The 23,158-nt window shown below is 68.6% G+C and carries 18 protein-coding genes; 3 read left to right on the top strand and 15 right to left on the bottom strand.

Going from position 1 to position 23,158, the window contains the following annotated elements; translation table 11 throughout:
• Window positions 1–41: 41 nt before the first annotated feature.
• The 8 genes from menC to DX116_RS08830 all read right to left on the bottom strand — a co-directional run bounded on the left by menC (window position 42) and on the right by DX116_RS08830 (window position 12,301).
• The gene (gene menC / locus DX116_RS08865; protein ID WP_119703737.1) at window positions 42–1,169 is read right to left on the bottom strand and encodes an o-succinylbenzoate synthase; all 1,128 of its coding nucleotides are present in this window, start codon (window positions 1,167–1,169) and stop codon (window positions 42–44) included.
• Window positions 1,170–1,976 (bottom strand): GNAT family N-acetyltransferase, encoded by an 807-nt coding sequence (locus DX116_RS08860; protein WP_119703736.1) that lies wholly within the window; start codon window positions 1,974–1,976, stop codon window positions 1,170–1,172.
• Window positions 1,973–5,281 (bottom strand): serine hydrolase, encoded by a 3,309-nt coding sequence (locus DX116_RS08855; RefSeq protein ID WP_119703735.1) that lies wholly within the window; start codon window positions 5,279–5,281, stop codon window positions 1,973–1,975. Before DX116_RS08855 ends, DX116_RS08860 begins: the two co-directional genes overlap by 4 nt.
• Window positions 5,278–6,072 carry an ABC transporter ATP-binding protein gene (locus DX116_RS08850; protein ID WP_119703734.1) on the bottom strand — a complete coding sequence of 265 codons (795 nt, stop codon included), beginning with the start codon at window positions 6,070–6,072 and terminating at the stop codon, window positions 5,278–5,280. Before DX116_RS08850 ends, DX116_RS08855 begins: the two co-directional genes overlap by 4 nt.
• Window positions 6,069–7,931: a dipeptide/oligopeptide/nickel ABC transporter permease/ATP-binding protein gene (locus DX116_RS08845; protein WP_119703733.1), complete on the bottom strand. Its 1,863-nt coding sequence runs from the start codon at window positions 7,929–7,931 to the stop codon at window positions 6,069–6,071. The genes DX116_RS08850 and DX116_RS08845 overlap by 4 nt, the downstream gene beginning before the upstream one ends.
• Window positions 7,931–8,956, bottom strand: a complete 1,026-nt coding sequence (locus tag DX116_RS08840; RefSeq protein WP_199715967.1) for an ABC transporter permease — start codon at window positions 8,954–8,956, stop codon at window positions 7,931–7,933. Before DX116_RS08840 ends, DX116_RS08845 begins: the two co-directional genes overlap by 1 nt.
• Window positions 8,953–10,542: an ABC transporter substrate-binding protein gene (locus DX116_RS08835; protein WP_119703731.1), complete on the bottom strand. Its 1,590-nt coding sequence runs from the start codon at window positions 10,540–10,542 to the stop codon at window positions 8,953–8,955. The genes DX116_RS08840 and DX116_RS08835 overlap by 4 nt, the downstream gene beginning before the upstream one ends.
• 130 nt (window positions 10,543–10,672) lie before the next feature.
• Window positions 10,673–12,301 carry a helix-turn-helix domain-containing protein gene (locus tag DX116_RS08830; protein WP_119703730.1) on the bottom strand — a complete coding sequence of 543 codons (1,629 nt, stop codon included), beginning with the start codon at window positions 12,299–12,301 and terminating at the stop codon, window positions 10,673–10,675.
• A gap of 135 nt (window positions 12,302–12,436) precedes the next feature.
• On the opposite strand from DX116_RS08830, the gene DX116_RS08825 reads away from it, so the two are divergent.
• Entirely contained in the window at window positions 12,437–13,282 is an 846-nt protein-coding gene (locus DX116_RS08825) for a M55 family metallopeptidase (RefSeq protein WP_119703729.1), read from the top strand.
• Between the two features lie 5 nt (window positions 13,283–13,287).
• Here DX116_RS08825 and DX116_RS08820 read toward each other — a convergent pair whose 3' ends face one another.
• The 7 genes from DX116_RS08820 to DX116_RS08790 form a co-directional block, all read right to left on the bottom strand.
• Window positions 13,288–14,463: a M20/M25/M40 family metallo-hydrolase gene (locus DX116_RS08820; RefSeq protein WP_119703728.1), complete on the bottom strand. Its 1,176-nt coding sequence runs from the start codon at window positions 14,461–14,463 to the stop codon at window positions 13,288–13,290.
• On the bottom strand, window positions 14,441–15,733 hold the full coding sequence (locus DX116_RS08815) for an alanine racemase (RefSeq protein WP_119703727.1): 1,293 nt from the start codon (window positions 15,731–15,733) through the stop codon (window positions 14,441–14,443). Before DX116_RS08815 ends, DX116_RS08820 begins: the two co-directional genes overlap by 23 nt.
• 280 nt (window positions 15,734–16,013) lie before the next feature.
• Window positions 16,014–17,123 carry a C45 family autoproteolytic acyltransferase/hydolase gene (locus tag DX116_RS08810; protein WP_147393627.1) on the bottom strand — a complete coding sequence of 370 codons (1,110 nt, stop codon included), beginning with the start codon at window positions 17,121–17,123 and terminating at the stop codon, window positions 16,014–16,016.
• Window positions 17,124–17,207: 84 nt separating this feature from the next.
• Window positions 17,208–18,533: a dihydrolipoamide acetyltransferase family protein gene (locus tag DX116_RS08805; protein WP_267897692.1), complete on the bottom strand. Its 1,326-nt coding sequence runs from the start codon at window positions 18,531–18,533 to the stop codon at window positions 17,208–17,210.
• 26 nt (window positions 18,534–18,559) lie between these two features.
• A complete protein-coding gene (locus tag DX116_RS08800; protein WP_119703724.1) occupies window positions 18,560–19,531 on the bottom strand; it encodes an alpha-ketoacid dehydrogenase subunit beta in 972 nt (323 codons plus the stop codon).
• A complete protein-coding gene (locus DX116_RS08795; RefSeq protein ID WP_233556611.1) occupies window positions 19,528–20,604 on the bottom strand; it encodes a thiamine pyrophosphate-dependent enzyme in 1,077 nt (358 codons plus the stop codon). Before DX116_RS08795 ends, DX116_RS08800 begins: the two co-directional genes overlap by 4 nt.
• A complete protein-coding gene (locus DX116_RS08790) occupies window positions 20,601–21,692 on the bottom strand; it encodes a Glu/Leu/Phe/Val family dehydrogenase (RefSeq protein WP_119703723.1) in 1,092 nt (363 codons plus the stop codon). Before DX116_RS08790 ends, DX116_RS08795 begins: the two co-directional genes overlap by 4 nt.
• Before the next feature lie 157 nt (window positions 21,693–21,849).
• On the opposite strand from DX116_RS08790, the gene DX116_RS08785 reads away from it, so the two are divergent.
• Together DX116_RS08785 and DX116_RS08780 are read left to right on the top strand one after the other, a co-directional pair.
• Window positions 21,850–22,356 (top strand): Lrp/AsnC family transcriptional regulator, encoded by a 507-nt coding sequence (locus DX116_RS08785; RefSeq protein ID WP_119703722.1) that lies wholly within the window; start codon window positions 21,850–21,852, stop codon window positions 22,354–22,356.
• 467 nt (window positions 22,357–22,823) lie between these two features.
• Complete coding sequence (locus tag DX116_RS08780; protein WP_119703721.1) at window positions 22,824–23,138, top strand: hypothetical protein; 315 nt, start codon at window positions 22,824–22,826, stop codon at window positions 23,136–23,138.
• Window positions 23,139–23,158: the final 20 nt, after the last annotated feature.

Raw genomic sequence — 23,158 nt, 5'->3', positions numbered from 1 at the left:
CGCCGACATCCACTCCACGTGCGCAGCGCGGTGCACGGCGATCACGCCGTCACCTCCACGGAATCCACCGTGTACTCCGTGAGCAGCTCGGGGATCGGCTCCACGCCGAATCCCGGGCCTTGCGGCACGGCCACACCGCCGTCCTCCATCACGACCGGCTCGGTGATGTCACGTTGGTAGAAGCGGTCCGAGGCCGAGATGTCGCCAGGCAACGTGAAGCCCGGGAGGCCGGCCAGAGCGGCGTTGGCCGAGCGGCCGAGACCGGTCTCCAGCATGCCGCCACACCAGACGGCGACCCCGTTGGCGACGGCCAGGTCGTGGATGCGGACCGCCTCGAGATACCCGCCGACGCGACCCGGCTTGATGTTGATGACGCTGGCGGCACCGAGCGCGATCGCGTCGGCTGCTGACTGCGCCGACACGACAGACTCGTCCAGGCAGATCGGCGTCGCGATCTGCCGGGCCAGCACGGCGTGCTGACGCAGATCCTCCTCCGCGAGCGGTTGCTCGATGAGCAGCAGGTCGAATGGATCGAGCCGGCGCAACGTCGAGACGTCCGACAACCGGTAGGCCGCGTTCGCGTCGACCTGGAGCGCGATGTCACCGAAACGCTCCCGGACCGCCTTGACCGGCTCGACGTCCCATCCGGGACGGATCTTGAGCTTGACCCGGACGTAGCCCTGGGCGACGTAGTCGTCGACCTGGGCCAGGAGGTTGGGGATCTTGTCCTCGATCCCGACGCTGACGCCTGACGGCACCGAGGTCCTCGTGACGCCGAGGTGCTCGGCGAACGAGATACCGGCGCTGCGCAGCTGCGCGTCGAGCACAGCCATCTCGACGGCAGCCTTGGCCATGCGGTGCCCCACGACATGCCTCATCGCCGCGCCGACCGACTGCGCCGTCACGCGCAGCCCCTGTGCCTGCGTTGCGAACAGACCCGGGAGCAGAAAGCGCTGCAGCGCCTCGCGGGCGCCGTCCAGGTACTCCGGCGAGTAGAACGGTTCCTTCAACGCCACGCACTCACCCCAGCCGATGACAGAACGGCCGTCGATCGACGCCGTCACGCGGAGCAGGAGCGGATAGCGCTCGGTCTGCGTCGAGAACGACGTGGTGAACGGGTGGACCAACGGCATGCGGACCGTGATGAGGTCGATCTTCTCGATGTGCATTCAAACCTTCTTTGCCAGGCGGTATCGTCCGCCTCTGTCGAAATTGATGACGGTCCAGCCGGTGCTGAACAGTCCGTCGAGTGCGTGCCGGAGGGCGAGGCGCCATTGCGCGGCACACCTGGGGTCGTCGCGGCGCATGGCCTCGATGTCGGAGGGGATCTCCACGTAGCACCGATCGGCGTCGAGCACCGCCCCGAGGTCGAGCACCGGCAGCCCCTCCACCATGCGCAGGGCAGCCGTCCCAGGATCGTCCGGGGCGGAGTCCTCGACCCTCGTCCCGTCCAAGGGCCAGGAGACCAGGAGCCGATCGCTGTGCTGCCCCCGGTTGAGCCCGTCGTGCATCGATCCGTAGAAGTCGGGCAGGTACGCCACGACCTCGCACCCCAGCTTGTGGATGTTGAAGTATCCGTTCCGAGCCACCAGCGGGTCGTAGGTCCAGGTCACGCGCTTCACGCCGCGCTCCAAGCACCATTGCCTCTGGTGCAGCTTGAGCGACTCGCCCAGGCCCGTTCCAGCGGCGTCCGGACGCACGCCCGCGATGTGCGAGTGCAGCGCGTGGTCGTGCGGGGGGTGGAAGAAGCCGACGCACATGGCCAGCAGCTCATCACCGCGGAAGGCGCCGACGACGTAGTTGCCAGCGTGCGCGAGGGCGGTGAGCAGCTCGGGGCTCACGTGGGACTGCGCGCTCTCGACCTTCCAGATGTGTGCTGCGAGGTCGGACGCCGCTTCCATCTCCTCAGCGCTGTGCAGGATTCGGATCTCGGTCTCTGCTGGCCGGCTCGCTGCGGAGGTCGTCGTGCTGGTCATGGCGTGGTCTCCCGCAGGTATCGGGACCCGATGTAGATGCCACCCGGCACCACGCGCAGCTGATCCCACCCAGCCATGTCGGGAGTCGTGAACGCGTAGACGCCAGGCGTCGCGGAGGGCTGGAGAGCAGTGGTCGACATGCTCTGGGGCGCGTCGTCGACCATGCCCATCAGATCCGTCAAGGTGAGCGTGAGCCCGTCCCCGACGCGGCGCACGTCGGCCCGTGTGCCCGCACAGGCCCACGTGCCCTCCAACGTCTCGATGGCCTGCGCAGGTTCAGGGCGCAGCCGAGGCGGCAGGACACTCCCGTCGATCGCCATGGCCACGTCGGAGAAGAGCTCTGCGTAGAGCCCGTCGGCACGTCCGCCGGACGTCAGCAGCACGACCGCGTAGCCAGCCTCCGGGAACACGCGCAGGTAGGCTCGCTGGCCGATGGTCCCGCCGTCGTGCCCGTAGACCTCTCGGCCGCCCCAGTCCTCGAGGAACCATCCCAGGCCCCATCCCGTCGCCGTGACGTGCGTGTCGCGCAGGTCGACCCGTTCCTCGGTCATGAGCCGGACGCTCTTCTCGGACAGCACTCGGGTGCCGTCATCCGACACGCCTCCGCGCAGCACGGCTTCGGCGAAGGTCAGCAGATCGCCGGCCCGTGCCGAGATCAGCCCCGCCGGACCCATCGATCGGGTGATCGACCACTGCGGTACCGGCACGGCGGCATCGCCATCCATCGCATGCCCCGTCGCGACCGCGAACCGACCCGCCTCGTCCGACGAGGCGATGGTGTGGTGCAGGCCGAGTGGCTCGATCAGGTGACGCCGGACGGCGTCCTCCCAGCTCATCCCACGGAGAACCTCCACGATGCGACCCGCGACGACGAACGCCGCGTTGCAGTACGAGAACCGCTCACCGCGCGGGTGGATGTGCCTGACCGAGGCCAGCTCGTCGACGTAGACCTTGACGCAGTCCTCGCCGTGCCCCGTGTCCGTGAAGACGTCGCCATCGATCCCGCTGGTGTGGTCGAGCAGCTCGCCCACCGTCACCTCCGGGGTGGCTGAGTCGGCCAGGCGGAAGTCGGGCAGGACGTCACGCACCGCATCGTCGAGCGTGAGCAGACCCTCGTCGACGAGCTGCATGACCAGCATCGTCGTCCACACCTTGGTGATCGACCCGATCTGGAAGAGCGCATCGTCGACCACCGGGGCCTGCGTGGCTGCGTTGAGGACGCCAGAGCTCACGGTGAGCCGGTCGAACGGTCGGCCCGTCTCGTCGAGCTGCACCATCGCGAGCTGTGCGCCGACCACTCCGTGTCGTTCACGAAGGAGGTCGAGGCGGCGCTGCCAGTAAGCGACGCCCCGAGGCGCGGGAGAGGCGGCGTCAGGCTTCGGGACGCTTCGCGCGTACTGCTCGACCCACTCCACGACCCTCGCGTGGTAGTCGACCCGATGCTCGATCAGTCCCTCCGCGATGAAGAGATGGCTGCCGCCCGGGTACACCACCAGGCGGCTCGGCGTTCCCTGGTGCCGGAGGGCGGAGAACCACTCCTGCGCCTGGCCGACGGGGCACGTCGCGTCGTCCTGACCGTGGAGGATCAGGGTCGGCGTGGCCACGTGGGCCACGCGTGCGATGGGTGAGCGCTCGGCCAGGAGAACCGTGTCCGTCGGCACGAGTCCCGCGGTCATCGACGCGAAATAACCTTCGCCGAGCCGACGTCCGGCCAAGGCTGCGAAGTCGCACAGGAGCCCGCCTGCCACGGCGGCAGCGAATCGGTCGGTGTGCGCGGTGAGCGCACAGGTCGCCGCCCCGCCGTAGCTGTACCCGGTGACGGCGAGCCGCTCCGGGTCCGCCAGCCCTTCGGCGACCAGCTGGTCGACGGGCTCCAGGAAGTCGGCCAGGTCGACCTGCCCCCAGCCGCCGTTCACCGCGCGGTAGAACTCCTCGCCGTAACCGTCGGATCCCCTCGGGTTGACCGTGAGCACGCGCCATCCCCGGGCCACGAGCAGCTGTTGGTAGAGGTGGATGTCGTCCGCGACGCCCGACCATGCATTGTGAGGACCGCCGTGGACGTCGAGGAGAAGAGGGGCTGGTCCGGTCGTCTCCGGCGCCGACGTCAACCAGCCGTGCACGACGGTCCCGTCGCTGATCGTGAACTGACGCGGATCGGGACGGTAGAGCTCGACGCCGGGGAGGCTCTGGTCCTTCAGCGAGGTCACGACCCGTACCGCTCCCGTCGCCAGGTCGACCGTCGCAACCTCCGCGAACGACTCCTGCGTCGTCAGGACGACAGCTGCACGGGGCGCCGACGCGGCGACCGACAGCGCCGACACGACGTGGTGCGGTTCGGCGACGATCGGTCGAGGCGATCCTCCGCTCAGCTCCACGCCGTAGAGATGGGTCCACCCGCGGTCGCGCACGCAGAAGGCGATCTGCAGGCCATCGGCCGTCAGCGTCGGCCGCCCGCCGGGGTAGCCGGTCGCTCCCGGCATCACGTTCAGGTCGAGGCCGGCCGTGAGGTCGTCGTCGGGTCGATCTCCGCGGTGCAGGCGCACGAGCCGGGCAGGACCGTCGTCGACCGAGCTCGACCCCACCGCGATGACGGATTCCCCGTCGGGCGCCCAGAGCACCGGACCCATGAGCCCGGCCGCGTGGCCCACCGTCTCGAGGGGCGCCAGCGGGTCGTCGACGTCGATCACAAACGCACGTCGTTCAAGGGTGACGTCCGCAGACCGCGCCAGTCCCGCGACGAAGGCGAGCTGCTCCCCGTCCGGCGACCACGCGGGGTCGTCGACGTCGTAGTCGCCGTCGGTGACCTGCCGGACGCGCGCGCTGGCGAGGTCGAGCACGAACACGTGCCGACGGGCGCCGCCGACCCACCCCACTCCGTCCGCCTCGATGTCGAGCGTGTCGGACACGATGGGAGCCCGGCTCTGCGCTGGATATTCCTGGACGGGCGCGACGAAGGCCAGCTGCGTGCCGTCGGGGCTCAGCGTCGCGGGACCGGCCCCGAGACGCCGCGTCGTGAGCTGCAGCGGCTCCCCCTGCTGCGGGAGCACGTGCAGCTGAGGGACGCCGGCGACGTCTCTGAGGAAGACGACGCCCGACGACGTGACCACTGGGGCGCGGTCGCTGGTACCCCGCGTGAGCGGTCTGGCCTCGTGGTCCTCGCTCACCTCCCACAAGGAGGTGCACGTCCGACCGTCGACGACCTCGCGCCTGGTGAAGACGACTGACGTCCCGTCCTGCCTGATCGCCGTCTCAGGGACTGTGACGATCTGGTGGATGTCGTCGAGCGTGAGTGGACGCGTGCTCATCGATGGGCTCCTCGGTCGAAGAGGGGGGTGCCGACGCGCGGGATGGCCGCGATCAGCTCCTGGGTGTAGGGGTGCTGTGGATCGTCGATCACCGACGCCGCCGGTCCGACCTCGACGATCTCGCCGTCCTTCATGACGGCCACGTCGTCGCAGAGCTGACGCACGACGGCGAGGTTGTGACTGATGAACAGCACCGTCAGGTCCAGCTCACGCTGCACGCGCATGAGCAGGTTGAGGACCGTCCCCTGCACCGACACGTCGAGCGCCGAGGTGATCTCGTCCGCCAGGAGGATGCGCGGCTCGGCGGCGAGTGCACGCGCGATGGAGACCCGCTGGCGCTGGCCTCCCGAGAGCTGCGACGGGAGGTCGCCGGCCCTCGCCGGATCGAGCTCGACGAGCTCGAGCAGCGTGGCCACCTCGGCTCGCCGTCCGGCGCGTCCGCCACCCGCGCCGCGGACGACGAAGGCCTCCTCGATCGAGGCACCGATCGACATCCGAGGGTTCAAGGATGAGTTCGCGTCCTGGAAGACCATCTGGACCTGCCTGCGCACAGCGGCCGTCTTCCCACGAGCGCCCACGACATCGACGTCGTCCACGAGGATGCGCCCCCTGCTTGGCTCCTGCAGACCCACCGCGGCGCGGGCAAGAGTCGACTTTCCCGATCCGGACTCCCCGACCAGCCCGACGAGCCGCCCGTCTGGGACCACCAGATCGACGCCCCGCACCGCGTCGTGGGACGAACGACCGGATCCGTAGCGGACCCACACATTCTCGAAGGTCAGTCTCGTCATGATGCTCCCTGTGCGGGATCGTCGTCGAACACCGCTCCCTCGTGGATCGTGGCGAACTCCGAACCCGGCTCGGAGTCCATGTGCGGCACGGACGCAGCGAGTGCGCGCGTGTAGGGGTGCTGAGCACGACCGGCTGCCAGGTCCGCGGCAGTGAGGTCCTCGACGAGCGACCCCCGGTACATCACGAGCACACGCGTGCAGAACGAGGAGACGAGCGAGATGTCGTGCGACACGAACATCACCGCGGTTCCGCGCTCCTGGTTGACCTCGTGCAGCAGCGACAGGACCTCGCGCTGGACCGTCACGTCGAGGGCGGTCGTGGGCTCGTCGGCGATGATGAGCGCGGGCTCACCCATGAGCCCCATGGCGAGCATGGCGCGCTGCCTCATACCGCCCGAGAACTCGTGGGGGTATTGACCAGCACGTCGTTCAGGATCGGGGATCCTGACCGAACCCAGCCTGTCGATCGCCCGGCGCCGCGCCTCCTTCCGGCTGAGACCACCGTGCAGCTCGCCGATCTCCGCGACCTGCGTCCCGACATGGATCGATGGGTTGAGAGACGTGGAGGGGTCCTGGAACACGAGCGCCATGCGAGTGCCGAGCTGAGCCGCCACCTCCTTGCCTCGTGGCGCGGCGCCTGAATGACCATCGACCGCCAGCTCGGTGTCGTCGAAACGGATCGACGACGCCGAGACGCTCAGGGGCTGCTCCAGAAGACACGCCACCGCCATGCACGTCAGCGACTTGCCCGACCCGGATTCGCCGACGATGCCCACGATCTCGCCCCTGCCGACGTCGAAGCTCACTCCGTCGACCAGCGTGGTCCAGCCCTCGGCCTGCGGGGCCTGGACGGTGAGTCCGCGCACCGACAGCACGGCGTCGTCGACGACCCGCTGGGGCTGCGGAACCGCAGACCCCTCAGACCCTGCCGATGAAGGCCGGCGCTTCCGGCGTCCCGATGGGCGGTGCACGCCGAGCGCGCGTGCCAGCGCCTCGCCGGTCAAGGCGAAGGTGACTCCAGCGAGAACGATGGCAGCGCACAACCCGAGGGAGGCTGCAGGGTTGACGTAGATCGAGTTGAGGCTCTCGCCGAGCATCCGGCCCCAGTCGTACCGAGGCGCCTGGACTCCCAGGCCGAGGAAGGACAGCCCCGTCGCGGCGACGAGCGCCGTGCCTGCGCCGATGCTCGCGTTGACGATGAGGGGATCCCGCACGTTGGGGAGGATGTGCTTGACCAGGATCCGCGTGCGCCCGGCACCGAGGATGCGTGCGGCCGCGACGAAGTCGCGTCCTGCCACGGAGGCACCGAGGGTCTGGGTCAGCCTGGCGTACGAAGGCGCCATGGCCAGGCCGATGGCCAAGCTGACGCCGACCAGACCCGCACCGAACATGATGGAGACCACGATGGCGAGCAGCAGGGCGGGGAAGGCCAAGGCCACACCGATGACGCCGTTGACCGCGTTGGCGATGCGCCGAGGGGCGACGATCGGCAGCAGACCAGCGACGACACCCACCGACACCGCTATCGCCGTGGCCATCAGGGCCGAGGTCAGGGACAGCCGCGTGGCGGTCAGGACTCGCGCCAGGACGTCACGCCCCCCGGCGTCCGTCCCGAGCAGGTGCTCGGCACTGGGCTTCGCCGACAGCTTCGTCAGGTCCGCCTGTCCAGCCGTCTCCCCCCACAGCACGGGCCCGAAGATGGCGAAGAACACGAGGGTGAGCAGGGTGACGGTCGCGGCGATACCGATGGGCGAGCGCAGTGTCGCGCCGAACCCGTGGCGAGGACGCCTCGTGATGTCGATCGGATGTGTCGCAGCGTCCGAGATCGATGGCAGCGTGTCGGGGTCGAGTGTGGTCATCAGCTGTCCTTGAGGGCTGAGCGCGGATCGAGGCACACCAGAGCGATGTCGATCAGGAGGTTGGCGATCAGGACGATCAGCCCGTACACGACGACGATGCCTTGGGCGAGCGGAAAGTCCTTGCTCCGCACGGCATCCACGATCGTCAGCCCTAGCCCGGGCCACGAGAAGATCGTCTCGACCAGGACGGTTCCGGCGATGAGCGACCCGAGGACGATCCCGCCGACGGTGAGCGACGAGGTCAGGAGGTTCGGGAGCGCGTGCCGGAGGTACAGGCGTGTTCTCGACATCCGCTTGGCTCGCGCCGTTCGGATGTAGTCCTGGTCGAAGACCGTCAAGGCTTCGACGCGCACGATCCTGGACATACCCGCACTGACTCCTATCGACAACGCCAGCACGGGCAGGACGTACGAGCTCGGCCCGCTGCGGCCCGCGACAGGCAGGATCTGCGAGTGCACCGCGAACACGTACACGAGGCCGACGCCGATCAGGAACTCCGGGATCACCGAGAGCAACCCGCTGACGGAGGTGTAGGTGAAGTCGACCGCCCGGCGGCGCCCGCCTCGGGTCAGGGCTGCGACGACGATTCCCACCGGAACCGACACCAGGAGGACCACGGCGAGCGAGAGGAAGGACAGCTCGAGGGTTGCCGGCAGCCGCTGGCCGATGATCGTCGAGACGGGCGTGCTCAGCGAGAACGAGTCGCCCAGGTTCCCCGTCACCAGCCCCTTCCAGAAGTTGCCGTACTGCATCCACAGCGGGTCGTTGAGACCCAGGCTCTCCCGTCGCGCCTCGACGATGGCGGCCGAGGCGTTCGTGCCGAGGGCGTTGCGAACCGGGTCGCCGGGGATGAGTCGCACCATGAAGAACGCCACGGTCACCAGGGCGATCACCGACCACACGAGCCGCATCAGCCTCCGGCCGATGAACGTGACCAGCGCGTTGCCGCGGCCGAGCCCCCTCGCCGCGAGGGGAGCAGGCTCGGCCGTGCCCGGGTTCGGCATCGCGGCGTGTTCAGTCGTCACTTCAGGACACGGATCGCGGTACCGGGGATCGCGCCGTCGACCGGTCTGACGGCCGAGGTCGCACCGTTGAAGTACAGCTTGAACGGAGTGACCGACACCGGGATGAGGTCCGCGCTCGTGAACAACGTCTCCTCGGCCTTGGCCCAGGCTGCGCAGGCCTCAGTGCCGGTCTTGTCCGCCGCGTCGGCCACAGCCTGCTCGTAGGCCTCGTTCGCGATCGAGGCGAAGTTCGTGCCGGTCGGCGTCGCAGGGCCCGCGAGGTACTGGGGGAAGATCGCCGGGGTGCCGGACTGCAGGATCAGGCCGAGCGTCGCGGTCCAGCCGCTGGGGTCCTTCGCAGCGAAGGACCGCCCGAGGACGAAGTTCTCGTCACCGCCGACGAGCTTGACGTCCATGCCGAGCTGTTCCCACTGCTTGGCGACGTACTCCGCTGCGGCACTGCGCGTGTCCGTGCTGTTGTCGTACAAGAGGGTGATGGTCAACGCCTTGCCGTCCTTGGCGTACTTCCCACTCGCACCCTTGGCGTAGCCGGCGGCCTCCAGGCTCGCGGCCGCCGCCGATGCGTCGTTCTCCGGCAGCGTCTTGGACACCGTGTCGTACGTGCAGCGGCGTCCAGCGCCACTCACCAGCGACGTCGCACGTTCGCCCTTGCCACCTGTCAGCACCTTGGTCAGCGTGTCGAGGTCGATGGCCTCGGTCAGCGCCTTTCGAACGTCGACCTCAGCGGTCGGCAGTCCCTTGAGGTGGTTGTAGATGATCATCCCGGACAAGGTCGGCGACGGCACGGACTTCAGACCCTTGAGCCGATCCTCGTCACTGCCACTCACCACTCCGGCGTTGAGCTCGCCCGAACGCAGCAGGTTGGCGCGCGTCGAGGGACTGGGCACGATCTTGACGACGACCGTCTTCGGTATGCCGGCAGTGGCGGTCGTGCTTCCGTTCGGACCCCACGTGTAGTTGTCCCTCCGGGTCAGCGTGATCGAGTCGCCTGCCACCACCCGGTCGATCACGAACGGGCCCGTCCCGTCGCTCTTGGCCGACACGCTCTTGGGATCCTTCAGCGCACCCTCGCATGCCATCTGCTGCGAACCGAGGTCAGCCAGCATGAACGGCCGCGGCTTGGTCGTCTCGACCGTCAGGACGTTGCCCTTCGCGGAGACCTTGGCGTCGGCCGGCACGACCGACTCCAGGCGCGGCGACCCGTTCTTGGGATCGATGATCCAGTTGAGGTTGTCGGCTGCTGTCTGTGCCGTGAACGGCGACCCGTCCGAACACGTGATGCCGTCGCGAAGCGTGTACGTCACCTTGGTCGGGCTCTCCGTCCAGCTCGTGGCCAGGTACGGAGAGGGCTTCGACGTCTTGGGATCGTCGTAGATGAGCGAGTCGTAGGCCAGCAGTCCCACGATCTGGGCGTTGACGAGGTTGGTCACCAAGGGGTTCAGGTTGCCGGGATCGGAGTCGACGGCCATCGAGAACGAGCCGTCCTTGACGACGTCCCCACCCTTCCCGCCCGAGTCTGAAGAGCTGCAGGCCGCAAGAGTCAGCGGAAGCGTGATGAGTGCTGCAAGAGCCGCGCGTCGTTTCATGTGAGACCGCCTTGGTCAGAGCCGTAGTGTGACGTTGGGCTCATAGCGTCCTTCATCGAACACGACTCACTCTTCGTGCGTCCATCTGATAGATACAGATCCTTCTTGGACGGAAGGCCAAACACCCTGTCTACGGCCGTCGATGCGCCTCGGTCGGGCCGGTCGCAAGCCGGAGCTGCAGCAGGAGGCTGAACCGGACGTCAGGATCTGACAGATCGGCGCCCGCGATCGCGGCCACCCGATCGAGTCGGTATCGCAGGGTGTTCTTGTGCACGTGCATCGCCTGCGCCGCGGCCGTGACGTCGCCGAAGTGCTCGAGCCAGCTCTGCAGCGTCGAGATCAGCTCGGCGCCGTGGGTGTGGTCGTACTCGCGGAGCGTCTCCAAGGGGCCGTGGAACTGGATGCGGTCGGCCTTGATCGAGTCGCTGATGCGGTGCATGACCGCATCGAGCTGCACGTCGGCGAACCGTGCGACGCGCTCTCTCGATCGCGACCTGGACCTCACGACCCGCAGGGCTGCGTCCGCGTCGCGCCGTGAGAGGTGGAGGTCGCCGATGTCCGGGACCACGTCACCCAGGCCCGCACAGAACTCGGAGGTCGTGTCGAGCCTCGCGATGAACTCGGAAGCGAGGTTCTCGACAGCGGCCATCGTGCGATCGTCGTTCGTCCGGAACGGGACGACGGCATAGACCACCCCTCCCAGCTGAGCTGCGATCGCACGGGGGAACACCGGTTGCAGATTCATGCGCAGAGCCGACGCCGCACGCTGGGTGTCCGCCGCGATGCGCACCTCGTCGGGGCCGCTGGAGGGCCCGATCGCGATGACGCAGGCGGGCGACGACTCGATGCCCAGCTGCTGCGCCGCTTCACGCGCACTGGTACCGCCTTCGAGGAGCCTCGAGGCGATCGATTCCGACAGCCGTTGGGACGCATCCGCGCTGACACGGGCGCGGAGCATCGCCAGCGCCACGACCTGAGCGCCCTCGATCATCCCCTGCTCGCGTTCGGGCGTCAGCGGCTCGGAGACGACTGCCCAGATCGATCCCATGACCTCGCCGCCGGCCTGCACCCGCATGACGACTCGGGGCAGGGTGTCCGGAGCGGGCTTCTCGAGGTAGATCGGCCTGTCCGACTGGTAGATCCGGCGGAAGACCCCCCTCTCGCGCTGTATCGAGCTGTACAGCTCGGGCACCTGAAGGCCGAGGATCGTCAGCCGGCGCGGCTCGTCGGTGCCAGCTTGGTCAGCGGAGAATGCGACGACCCGCGAGGACCGGTCCTCGATCGTGACCGGCGCGCCGAGCAGCGCCGACAGCGCGTTCGCCAGCGTGAAGAGATCACGTCCTGAGTCGACGTCGGCAGAGCCGTGCTCGTCCGTACCGATGTTCAACGCGCCTGCCAGCAGAGTCGCCACCTGCACCCACGATGCGCCACGCACCAACCCGAAGACGGAGACCTGGTGCCGCCGGGCGGACTCCGCCACGCCCGGGTCGATCGTCACGGGCTCCCGCACGATGAGGGCGGCAGCGCGTGATTCGCCCAGCTCCTCGACCAGCGACTCGAGGTCGCCATCGGCGCCGACACCGACCCCCAGCACCAAGGCTCCCGGTACGACGTCCGGAGGATCGAGCGGGTCCAGGAGAACGACCGTCGAGATCGTCCTGGTCGACTGCGCCTCCCCCGCCACCAGCGTGAGCAGCGTCGAACCGAGTCGTTCGGTCAAGCGGCCGAGGTCTGTTTCTTGCGAGAAGGGCGCAGACATGGGGCGATGGTACAGGCGAGATGATCGGCGTTTGGGCGTGTGAACAAGCGCCGAGGCCCACGTGCGCGCGAGGCTAGGAGCATCATGGTCGGGTCCCGACGCCGGGCTGACAGGACAACGGGTGAGGAGCACGTCGTGAAGGTGTACATATCGGTCGACATGGAGGGCGTCGCAGGCATCGCCACACTCGACCAGATCCTGCGGGGTGGTTTCGGGTACGCCCGGGCTCAGGAGCTGATGACCGAGGAGGCGAACGCCGCCATCGCCGGGGCATTCGACGGCGGGGCCACGGAGGTCGTCGTCAACGACTCGCACGGCACCATGGACAACCTGATCCATGAACGACTCGATCCCAGGGCGCGACTGGTCTTCGGCGCACCCAAGGCCCAGTGCATGGCCGAAGGCATGACCGCCGAGTGCGTCGTGGCACTGTTCGTCGGATATCACGCACCTGCCGGTGCACCCGGTGTCCTGGCCCACACCTTCTCGTCGCACTTCGGTGAGGTCCGATTCAACGGGTCACCGGTGTCCGAGGCCGAGGTGAATGCGCTCCATGCGACCTCGCTGGGGATTCCCGTGGGTCTGGTCAGCGGCGACGACGTCATCAGCACGATCGCCACCGAGGCGTTCCCCGGTGCGGAGATCGTCACGGTGAAGACCGCACACGGGTTCTCCGCGACCGACTCGGTCTCACCTCGTGTGGCGAGGGACCTGATCCGCGAGAGTGCTGCCCGTGCAACCAGCGGAGCGACCGACCTGACGGTCCCGTCGCTGCCCTCGACCTTCACGGTCGAGGTCGACATGCCCTCGCCGCTCGGGGCTGAGCTGGCTGCGAACATCCCCGGGTGCTCCCGCACCGGGGACCGCACCGTCAGCGCGGACGTCACCGGGCCGAGCGAGGTCATCGGACTCATCAACGTCCTCTACGAGCTCGCCGCGGCCAGCGAGCGCACCCGTCTCGCCGTCGTCAATCGACGCTGACGACGTCAACGCTCCGCGGTCGAGCCCTCGAGCGCAATCTCTTCCACCAACGCCTCGAGCAGGTCGGTCCTCGGGAGGATCCATGCGATCTCCGCGTGCTCGTCGTCTGCGTGGGCACCCCCGCCCACCGCACCGAGGCCGTCGAGGGTCGGCACACCCATGCCGGCGGTGAAGTTGCCGTCCGAGGCACCTCCGACGGACACGCTCACGAGTGGCGGGTGCCCCAGGTCGTGGGCGATTCGCTCGGCACGACGGAAGAGCCCTTCGGCAGCGACCCGCTCCATCGGTGGCCGGTTGATGCCACCGCGTACGTCGATCCGGGCGCCGTCGACGGCGGGACGCACGCCGCGAATCGCCGCATCCACACGTCGCTGCTCGTCGACCGTCGTCGCTCGCACGTCGACAGCGAACGTCGCTGAGGCGGGGACGGTGTTCGGAGACGTGCCCGAGGTCAGCGCCGTCGGTGTCACCGTCGTGCCCGCAGCGGCATCGCCGAGCACGGCGATCGCCAGGACCGCTTCGGCGGCTGCGATGGTCGCGTTGATGCCCTTCTCGGGTTCGAGACCGCTGTGGGCCGCGCGACCGACGACCGCGACGTCGTAGCGCGAGACGCCCTTGCGCGCCGTCTTCAACGACCCACCTGGTCCTGCCGCCTCGAGCATGAGAGCCGCCGAGCAACGCGCAGCCTCCGCCTCGATGATGGCTCGCGACGTCGTGGAGCCGACCTCCTCGTCGCCGGTCACCAGGAGGGTCACCCTGTCGAGCGCTCGCGAACCGTGACGTTCGACCAGGCGGGCGAGTGCGTGCACCGCCTGCACCACGCCGAGCTTCATGTCGAAGCACCCGGGCCCGCGCACCACGCCGTCGGCCTCGAGGTAGGGCAGGACGTCCAGCGTGCCGATCGGCCAGACCGTGTCGTGATGGCCGAGGATCAGGACCCGCGGATCTGCACCCCGCAGCAGGACGTGGTGCACACCGTCCACGTCGACGATCTCGGGCCGGCGCGACAACCGCTCGTGCACGAGGTCCGCCATGATCCGGGCCGAGCGACGCACGGCTTCGAGATCCGAGGACGGCGACTCGGTGCGGACCAGACGGGCCAGGTCCGCCAGCATGAGCTGCAGGTTGCCGGCTCCGCCGTGATCGGCATCGGACAGGTCAGAAGTAGGTGCGAATGGCATCGATGACCTCATGGTCTTCCGTGATCAGCGGGATCAACCGCCACTTGTCGAACGTCGTACAGGGGTGCGAGACACCGAAGCAGACCAGGTCCCCCACCTGGAGCTCGTCGCCACCCGAGACGGCGACGAAGGCATGTTGGTCGTTGACCGCCGTGACCTGCAGACCCACGGGCTCCCTCGTCACGCGGGCACGCCGGACGGCGATCGGGATCGGAAGTCCCGCGTCCGTGGACACATCTCGCCGCCCCACCCCCACGACCGCCAGGTTCGGCTCTGGGCACGAGAGCACCTCGCCCCACACCTCGACGGCCGGCAAGGGGCCGGGCGCCTGGTGGAGCAAGGGTGATGTTCGAGCGTAGATGCCGTGGTCGTGGGTCAGGTAGCACCCGCTGCGGAGCACCACGTCGACCCGAGGGCCCACCCATTCGTCCCTGAAGCAGGACACCACCAGGTCGAAGAACGAGCTCCCGCCGAACGACACGATGGGGGTGTCGCGAGACAGCAGCTCGCGCTCGTGGAGCCGGTGCACCACCGAAGCAGACCAGCTGAGAAAGGTCTTGGCGCGGCGTCGTTGATCATCGACGGTGTCGCCGGGGACGAGCCCTTCGAAGCCCTCGATCCCCACCAGCTCGAGGTGCTGACTCCGTCGAACGGCGTCCGCCACGTCCATCGCATCCGCGGTGGTGCGGACCCCACCACGCCCACCGGCGTAGCCGACCTCGATCAGGACCGGCATCCGCGGCAGGTCCTCTCCGAGCTCACGCAGCGCGGTGTCCATGATCTCGACGGCAGCATCCGAGTCGATCAACGTCAGGACGTCGAGGTCGGGATCGATGCGGCGCTGGACGGCCAGGTAGGTGAGGTCGGCCGCCCCCACGACGGGATTGGCGATGAGGAGCCGACGAACGCCGGCGGAGATGAACACGCGAGCCTGCTCGACATTGGCGACGGTGATCCCCCACGCGCCGGCGTCCAGCTGCTCGGCGGCCAGGTGTGGGCTCATCGTGGTCTTCGCGTGAGGCGCCAGCAAGACGTCGTGGGCGAGGCAGTAGTCGCGCATGAGCGAGAGATTGCGGTCCAGCGCAGACCTCCGGAGCGCCATGACGGGAAGATGAAACGTGCCGTCCAGCAGATTCCAGCGCTGCGCGGCAACATCGGTGATGGCCACGTCGCCGTCCGGAAAGCTGCGATCTCGCCACGTGATGTGATCCTCGGCGCGAAGCGCGCGCAGCGACGTCCTGTACGCGGGCTCCATCACCGCACCCGCCACTGCTGAGTCGGCGATGCCACGAAGGGTGGAGTCAGCCGCCTCGGCTCGAGCTCGCTCATCTCGGTGGTCATGCACCTCTCCTCGTCAGTCTTCGGACGGCGCAGGTCTGGTCGGAGGTCACTCGTGAAGTCTCGCTGAGCGGCCGTCTCCCGTAACCGTTCGAACGACCTACGAATCGCGGCACGTGTCGGTCACGAGAACAAGGCTGACCGATGTCGCACGTGCCCAGTGGCATGGCTGAAGGCGTCAGCCAGCCCCCAGGCGGACGGCTCGTCGCTGCTCACGATGCGTCGGGCCAGGGGAGGTCGAACCACTCCGCCGTGTCAGGGCGGCCCAGCGCGACTCGCACTGCCGGCGACTCCGAGAGCGTGAACTCGGCGCTGCAGAACGTCTCCGTGCGCACCTCGCTCGTCGGCTGGACGCACAGGCCGGCGGAGGGATCGCTCAGCGCGGACTCGATGTCGCCCGCCCGCTCGATGCCAGGGACGATCGACAGCAAGGCCTCCAAGCGCGCGAAGGTGGTCAACCCGCCCCAATCACCCTCGACGCTCGATGGCGAGTCAGCCCAGATCGGATGATTGGTGTGGACGAGACGCTCGGTCGGCGGGCCCTCCACGCACGCCTCGGACGAGCACTCGAACCCCCTGACCGAGTGTCTGTCACCGATGGCGTAGTGCTGGCCCGACGCGTGGGGTACGGCCTTGAGCCACGTGACGGCGGCGTCCGCGTTCGGCCGGCGCAGGATCTCACGCACGATGAAGGCGACCGGCAGACCCGACCGCCCGGCTGGCAGCCCTCCGAGCGTGTTGACGCAGCACCCCACACCGGCGCGGTTGACGCCGAAGAGGCCCACCATCCCGGCCGCGGTCAGCACGATCTGCGCTGGCTCGTCGGCAGCAGCTGCGATGCGGAGAGCCGCTTGGGTTCCGGCCATCGACGAGGGCAGGTCCATGTTCTGCCCCATCAGGACACCGCCTGCGGGAGCGGTAGATCGTGCTGCCAACAGACTGCAGCCCACCCCCTGGTCGTGCTGGAAGCGCCACTCCTCGTCCATCAGGTTGTAGGCCCAGATCTCGTCCAAGGGCTGGCCACTACCGGCTGCGATCCCGAGCACCTCCTCGTGAAGGTCCGGGGCCATCTGCTCGACCGTCTGGACGAAGCCGGTGGATGCCAGGAAAACCTCGACGAACCGCGAGGGCGTCAGGCCGTGGCGGGCGGCGACGTGGTCACGCCAGCGATGGAGAGCAGTGTCGATCGTCGACCGCAGACTCTCGCCGTGGGCCTCTCCGCGACTGCGACCGTCCCCGCTGATGTCGACCACCGTGGGTGGCAGAGCGTTGCTGGTGCCGAGATCACCGCCTGCTGGCGAGGAGCGCCGACCATTCGTCACGTCGGCTCTCCTTGGCTCTGAAGGGTCACGATCGGGGATGCGATCCGAGGTGGTGCGGGGATCCCCGCGTCGTCCCACACGAGCTCAGAGGACGGCGAGCGCGGGGTCGCGCAGGACCGCCGCGGTGTCGGCGAGCAGCTCGGATCCCTGCTGACCGTCCATGACCCGATGGTCGAACGAGAGCGCGAGCGTCGTGACCCACCGTGGCTCGATGCGCTCGTCCACGCCCTCCCCGACCACCCACGGCCGACGGGAGATCGTGCCCACGCCGAGGATCACGGTCTCCCCCGGGTTGAGGATCGGGGTGCCCGTGTCGACGCCGAACACACCGAAGTTGCTGATCGTGGCAGTGCCGTGCGACATCGCCTCGGGGGTGGTCCGGCCTGCTCGGGCGGTGGTCGCGAGGTCGGCGATCGCGTCGGCGAGCTCCGCGAGGGACAGCCTCTGGGCAGCTCGGATGTTGGGCACCACGAGACCACGGGGGGTTGCTGCGGCGATGCCGAGGTTGATGTCGCGCAGCTGGACGATCTCCTGGGCCTCCTCGTCCCACCTCGAGTTCGACGAGGGGGTGCGCTCCATGGCACGCAGGAATGCCCTGGCGATGAACGTCAGGGGGCTGAGCTTGACGTCCTTCATGTCGCGGCGAGAAGCCAGTCGTTCACGCAGCTCCATCGTGGCGGTGATGTCGAGGGTCACGAACTCCGTGACGTGCGGGGCGGTGAACGCCGAGCTGACCATCGCCGCGGCGGTGTGCTTGCGCACACCCTTGATCGGGATGCGGATCTCGTCCACCGAGGACTCGGCCACCGCCGGCGGCGGCATCACGTCGGGCGTCTTGGTGGACGCCGCCAGCACGTCGGCGCGGGTCACGATGCCGTCGAGCCCTGTCGGAGTGACCTCGGCCAGGTCGACCCCCAGCACCTTGGCCAGCTTGCGCACCGGGGGCTTGCACCTGACCGGCCCCGACCGGACCGCCGCCGGAGCGGGGGTGGCCGCCGCCGGAGCGGGGGTGGCCGCCGCCGGAGCGGGCGTGGCCGCCGCCGGAGCGGGCGTGGCCGCACCGCGTCGGCGACGTCGCCCGCTCGTCTCCTTCGCGCCGTAGCCGACGAGGAGCTTGGGCTCGTCCTCGGTCGCCGGACGGGCCTCCGGGATCGACGGCGTCGGTGTCGTCGCGCCGGCCGTCGCGATGCTGATGATGGGCTTGCCGACCTCGACGGTGTCGCCGGGTTCGGCATGCAGCTCGGTGACCTCACCCGCGAAGGGCGACGGAAGCTCGACCAACGACTTGGCGGTCTCGATCTCGACGAGGATCTGGTTGACCTCGACCACGTCGCCCGCCGCGACGAGCCAGGTCACGATCTCAGCCTCGGTCAGACCCTCGCCCACGTCGGGCAGGTGGAACTGCTGCACGTTCGTCATGTGGTTGCTCCCTTCCCTCAGTAGGTGAAGCTGCGGTCGATGGCGTCGAGGATCCGGTCGAGGCCAGGGAGCCAATCACCTTCGAGCCGGCTGGGCGGATAAGGGGTGTCGTATCCCGTGACCCTGATGGCCGGCGCCTCCAGCGAGTAGAAGAGCTCGTCCTGGACGCGTGCGACGATCTCCGACCCGAGCCCCGCTGTCTGCGACGCCTCGTGGGCGACGACGAGGCGGCCCGTGCGCTCGACCGAGGCGAAGATCGTGGCGTCGTCGATCGGAGACAGCGATCGCAGGTCGATGACCTCGACCGACCGTCCGTCCTCGGCGGCCGCAGCGGCGACCTTGACCGCGGTCGGCACCAGCGCGCCGTACGTCACGAGGGTGAGGTCGTCGCCGGGGCGGACGACCTTGGCTGTCCCGATCGGCGCAGGTGCCGCGGACCTGTCTATCTCGCCCTTGAGCCAGTAGTTGTGCTTGGGTTCGAGGAACACGACCGGGTCGTCGCTGCGGACCGACGCCCGGATGAGGTCGTAGGCCTCCTGGGCAGACGACGGGCTGACCACCCGCAGGCCGGCCGTGTGGGCGAAGTAGGCCTCAGGAGACTCCGAGTGGTGCTCGATCGCCCCGATGCCTCCGCCGACGGGGATGCGGATGACGACGGGCAGCGAGACGCGACCCTCGGAACGGTGCCGGTACTTCGCGAGCTGCGTGATGATCTGGTTCATCGCAGGGAAGACGAAGCCGTCGAACTGGATCTCGCACACCGGTCGGTAGCCGGCCATGGCCAGGCCGATCGCGCTGCCGACGATGCCTGCCTCGCCGAGCGGCGCATCGACGACGCGCTGCTCGCCGAAGTCCTTCTGCAGACCGTCGGTCACCCGGAAGACCCCGCCGAGACGGCCGATGTCCTCCCCGATGAGCAGGACCTTGTCGTCCTCCTCCATGACGGAGCGGAGTCCCTCGTTCAGGGCGTGGGCGATGGCCGTGCTCATGCGGGGTCCGCCTCTCCGGCTGCGACGTACTCCAGGTGGTCGTTCATCTGACGCTCCAGGTCGGCCGGCATCTCGGCATAGGTGTGCAGGAACGACGATGCGGGCTCGGGATCCGGCAGGGCGCGGCATCCCGCCCGCAGCCGCTCGCTGAGCTCGGTCTCCTGGGACGCCACCTCGGCGAAGAAGTCCTCGTCCGTCCCGATCGTCGTCAGGTAGGTGCGCAGGCGTTCGATCGGATCGAGCGTCGTCCAGTCGTCGGTCATGGCGCCCTCGCGGTAACGGCCGTCGTCGTCCGACGTCGTGTGCGGGTTGCGGCGATACGTAAAGGCCTCGATCAGCGTCGGCCCGTTGCCCGCACGCGCCTGCTCGAGCGCCTCGACCGTCACGGCGTGGCTGGCGACGACGTCGTTGCCATCGACGCGGACACCTCTGAACCCGAACCCCTGAGCACGCTGGGCCACCGGGACGCGGCTCTGCACCGAGTAGGGAGCCGAGATCGCCCACTGGTTGTTCTGGCAGAAGAAGACGATCGGCAGGTTCTGCGCCGCTGCCCAGACGAATGCCTCGTTCGTCTCGCCCTCGCTCAGCGCCCCGTCGCCGAGGAACACCAGCACGGCGCGGTCACGCTCCGGGTCTCCCGTGCCGACGTCCCCGTCGCGGACGATACCCATCGCGTAGCCGACGGCATGCAGCGTCTGGGCACCGATGACCAGCGTGTAGAGGTTGAAGTTGTTGGCCGTCGGGTCCCACCCGCCCAGCGTCGTCCCGCGGAACAGCCCCAGCAGGCTCACCGGGTCGACGCCCCGGCACCACGCCACGCCGTGCTCGCGATACGTCGGGAACGCGACATCGCGAGGGTTGAGGGCACGTCCCGCCCCCACCTGAGCAGCCTCCTGACCGAGCATCGACGGCCACAGACCCAGCTCGCCCTGACGCTGGAGGGCGATCGCCTCGGTGTCGACGCGGCGACTCATCACCATGTCGCTGAACATCCCGCGCAGGTCGACCGACGCGTTCGCCGCGTCCGACAGCACCCCGTCGGGGCTGAGCAGGCTGAAGAGGTCGTCGGTCACGAGATCGCTCCGGTCACCTGGTCGAGCCGCCGGTCGACGATCTCGCGTGCCGCACGCCCCGGCGTGACGGCGTCGGTCGCCGCCTTGATCAGCATCGTCTCCACGAAGGCACCCAGTGCGCCGACCCGGTCATGCACCCCAGCGGAGTCGTTGCTGCGGAGCTCGGCGGCGACCTGGATCAGTCCGCCCGCATTGGCGACGTAGTCGGGCACCCAGAGGATCCCGCGGCGGGCCAGGTCGTCCTCGACCGAGTCCGTCAGCAATTGGTTGTTCGCCGCACCGCAGACGATGCGCGCCTTCAGGTCGCCGACCGAGTCGTGGGTGAGCGTGGCTCCCAGAGCGCACGGGGCGTAGACGTCCACCTCGGCGTCGATGACCGAGTCCCTCACGTCGACCTCGGGGTACGCCGCATGCACACGGTCGCGCGCAGCGGGACTCTGCTCGCTGAACACCACGCGAGCACCCGCTTCGAGGAGCAGTCCGATGAGCTGGAAGCCGACCTTGCCCGCCCCCTCGACGCCGACCGTCACCGGCGCCAGCGGCGCACGACCGAACGACACCCGCACCGCTGCCTCGATGCTGCTGAAGACCCCGAACGCCGTCGAGAAGCCGCTGTCACCCGAGCCGCCCGAAGCGGCAGTCCGCGCGACGACGTGCGACGTCGTCCGGCCGATGACATCCATGTCGTCCGACGTCGTCCCGACATCCCCCGCCGTGATGTAGCGACCGCCCAAGGAGTCGACGAACCGCCCGTACTCCTCCAGGAGCTCCGGCGACTTCAGGGTGGCCGGGTCGCCGATGATGACGGCCTTGCCTCCGCCCAGTGGCAACCCCGCTGCGGCCGCCTTGTAGGTCATCCCCTCGGACAGTCGCAGGACATCGGTCAACGCGTCCGCGTCGCTGGCATACGGGTAGAACCGCGTGCCGCCCAGCGCCGGCCCCAGGCGCGAGTCGTGGATCGCGATGATCGCCTTGAGACCGGTCTTCTCGTCGTGGTGCAGACGGACGCTCTCGTGGGACTCGAGCCTGATCTCCCCGCCCAGCTCGAAGATGCTCGGGTGGCTTCCAGCCAGCTGCGAGGCACTCATGTGCCCTCCTTACGACGATCTGATCATCTGAGTTCGAGATAGATGATGGTTCTGGTCCGGTAACGCTGACGGATTGGGTACTTTGGGTCAATAGTGCTGGGCACAATGTGACTCCAGCGTCAGTCAGCGCAAGCGAACACGACCTGAGGTGTCACATATGCTCAGCATCGACCGGCTCGACTCAGAGATTCTCGGCAAGCTCACCGACAACGCCCGATCAGCCGTCGCCGACCTCGCCGGCTCGCTCGGCGTGGCTCGCAACACCGTGCTGTCGCGGATCCGACGCCTGGAGGAGACCGGCGTCCTCAACGGCTTCATGCCGCTGATAGACCTCGAGGCCGTCGGCGTTCCCATCCAGGCCTTCGTCGCGCTCGAGCTCGACCAGCGCAAGATGGCTCAGGTCGTCGCCGCACTGAGCGAGGTCGTCCACGTGCTCGAGATCAACACCCAGGCCGGTCGCGAAGATCTTCTCGTCCGCATCGCGGCACCGACCCACCGCGAGCTGCAGGAGGTGGTGACGAACATGATCGAGCTGGACGGGGTGCAGCACACCGTCACCACGATGATCGTGTCGACTCCCCTGCCGTTTCGTACCCGCCCTCTCATGAAGCACCTCACCGCAGAAGCCGGCTTCGGCAGATCGACGCCAGCCACGACCCCGTGACGACGTTATTCCGCGCTGGAGAGCTGGCCCCCGCACGGCTGGCCGATCAGACGCGCGCGAATTTGTCCGGGACAGTCATGGGCTGAAGCCGTGTGACGGCTTCGCGGCTGACGCTCACGAGCTCGGCTGTCCGCCTCTCGGAGGAGGTCGGCGGGACCGAGCAGGAAGCTCCGCACATCACCCACCGAATGACCCACGATGGGTCTACCTCGATGTGCGCCGGAATTGCCTACGACACCTCGTCGCAGTCGAAGGCGCTGTAAACGCAGTGAAGTCCCTCTCGATGGACCCACCAGCGAGGACGCGTTCTTGCAGCGCTCAAGATCCGCGGGTTGTGGGTTCGAGTCCCGCGGGGCCCAACGCGCCGACCATAGTGGCGAGCCCATCCTGTCGACAACCCCCACCGGGCGGCAGCGGGGTCCTTCTCGCCGTTCCGAGCCTTACGGTCTCGGGGTGCGTCGAGGCCCGTGCTGCGCAGCGTCAGGGACGACCTGCACCGCATCATCCGCGGCGAGGCGGACGCGAGCGCCCTCCAGCGGCACCTGGACGGGGCGTCGGGGCGACCGGTCATCGATGGTGACGTCGTGATGTGGCGCCCGGACGTCGCCGGGACCGCGGCCATGGGGCTCACCCTCGTGCTGGCCTGGACTGATCTGGTGACGCGGTTTCCGGGCCGGGTGCGGCGCTGCGCCAGCACCGACCACATCAACCGCCTCAAAGCCCGTCGGCACTCCGTGCGCGCCAGCGAAGGAAAGGTGACAGGAGCCCATTCACCGACCTAGCCCTTGGCCGAAAAACAACG

This window comes from Aeromicrobium endophyticum, from assembly GCF_003586285.1.
In the GTDB taxonomy this organism is placed as follows: domain Bacteria; phylum Actinomycetota; class Actinomycetes; order Propionibacteriales; family Nocardioidaceae; genus Aeromicrobium; species Aeromicrobium endophyticum.
Note: the sequence above shows the minus strand (reverse complement) of the source record. Positions and strands in the feature narration are given on the sequence as shown.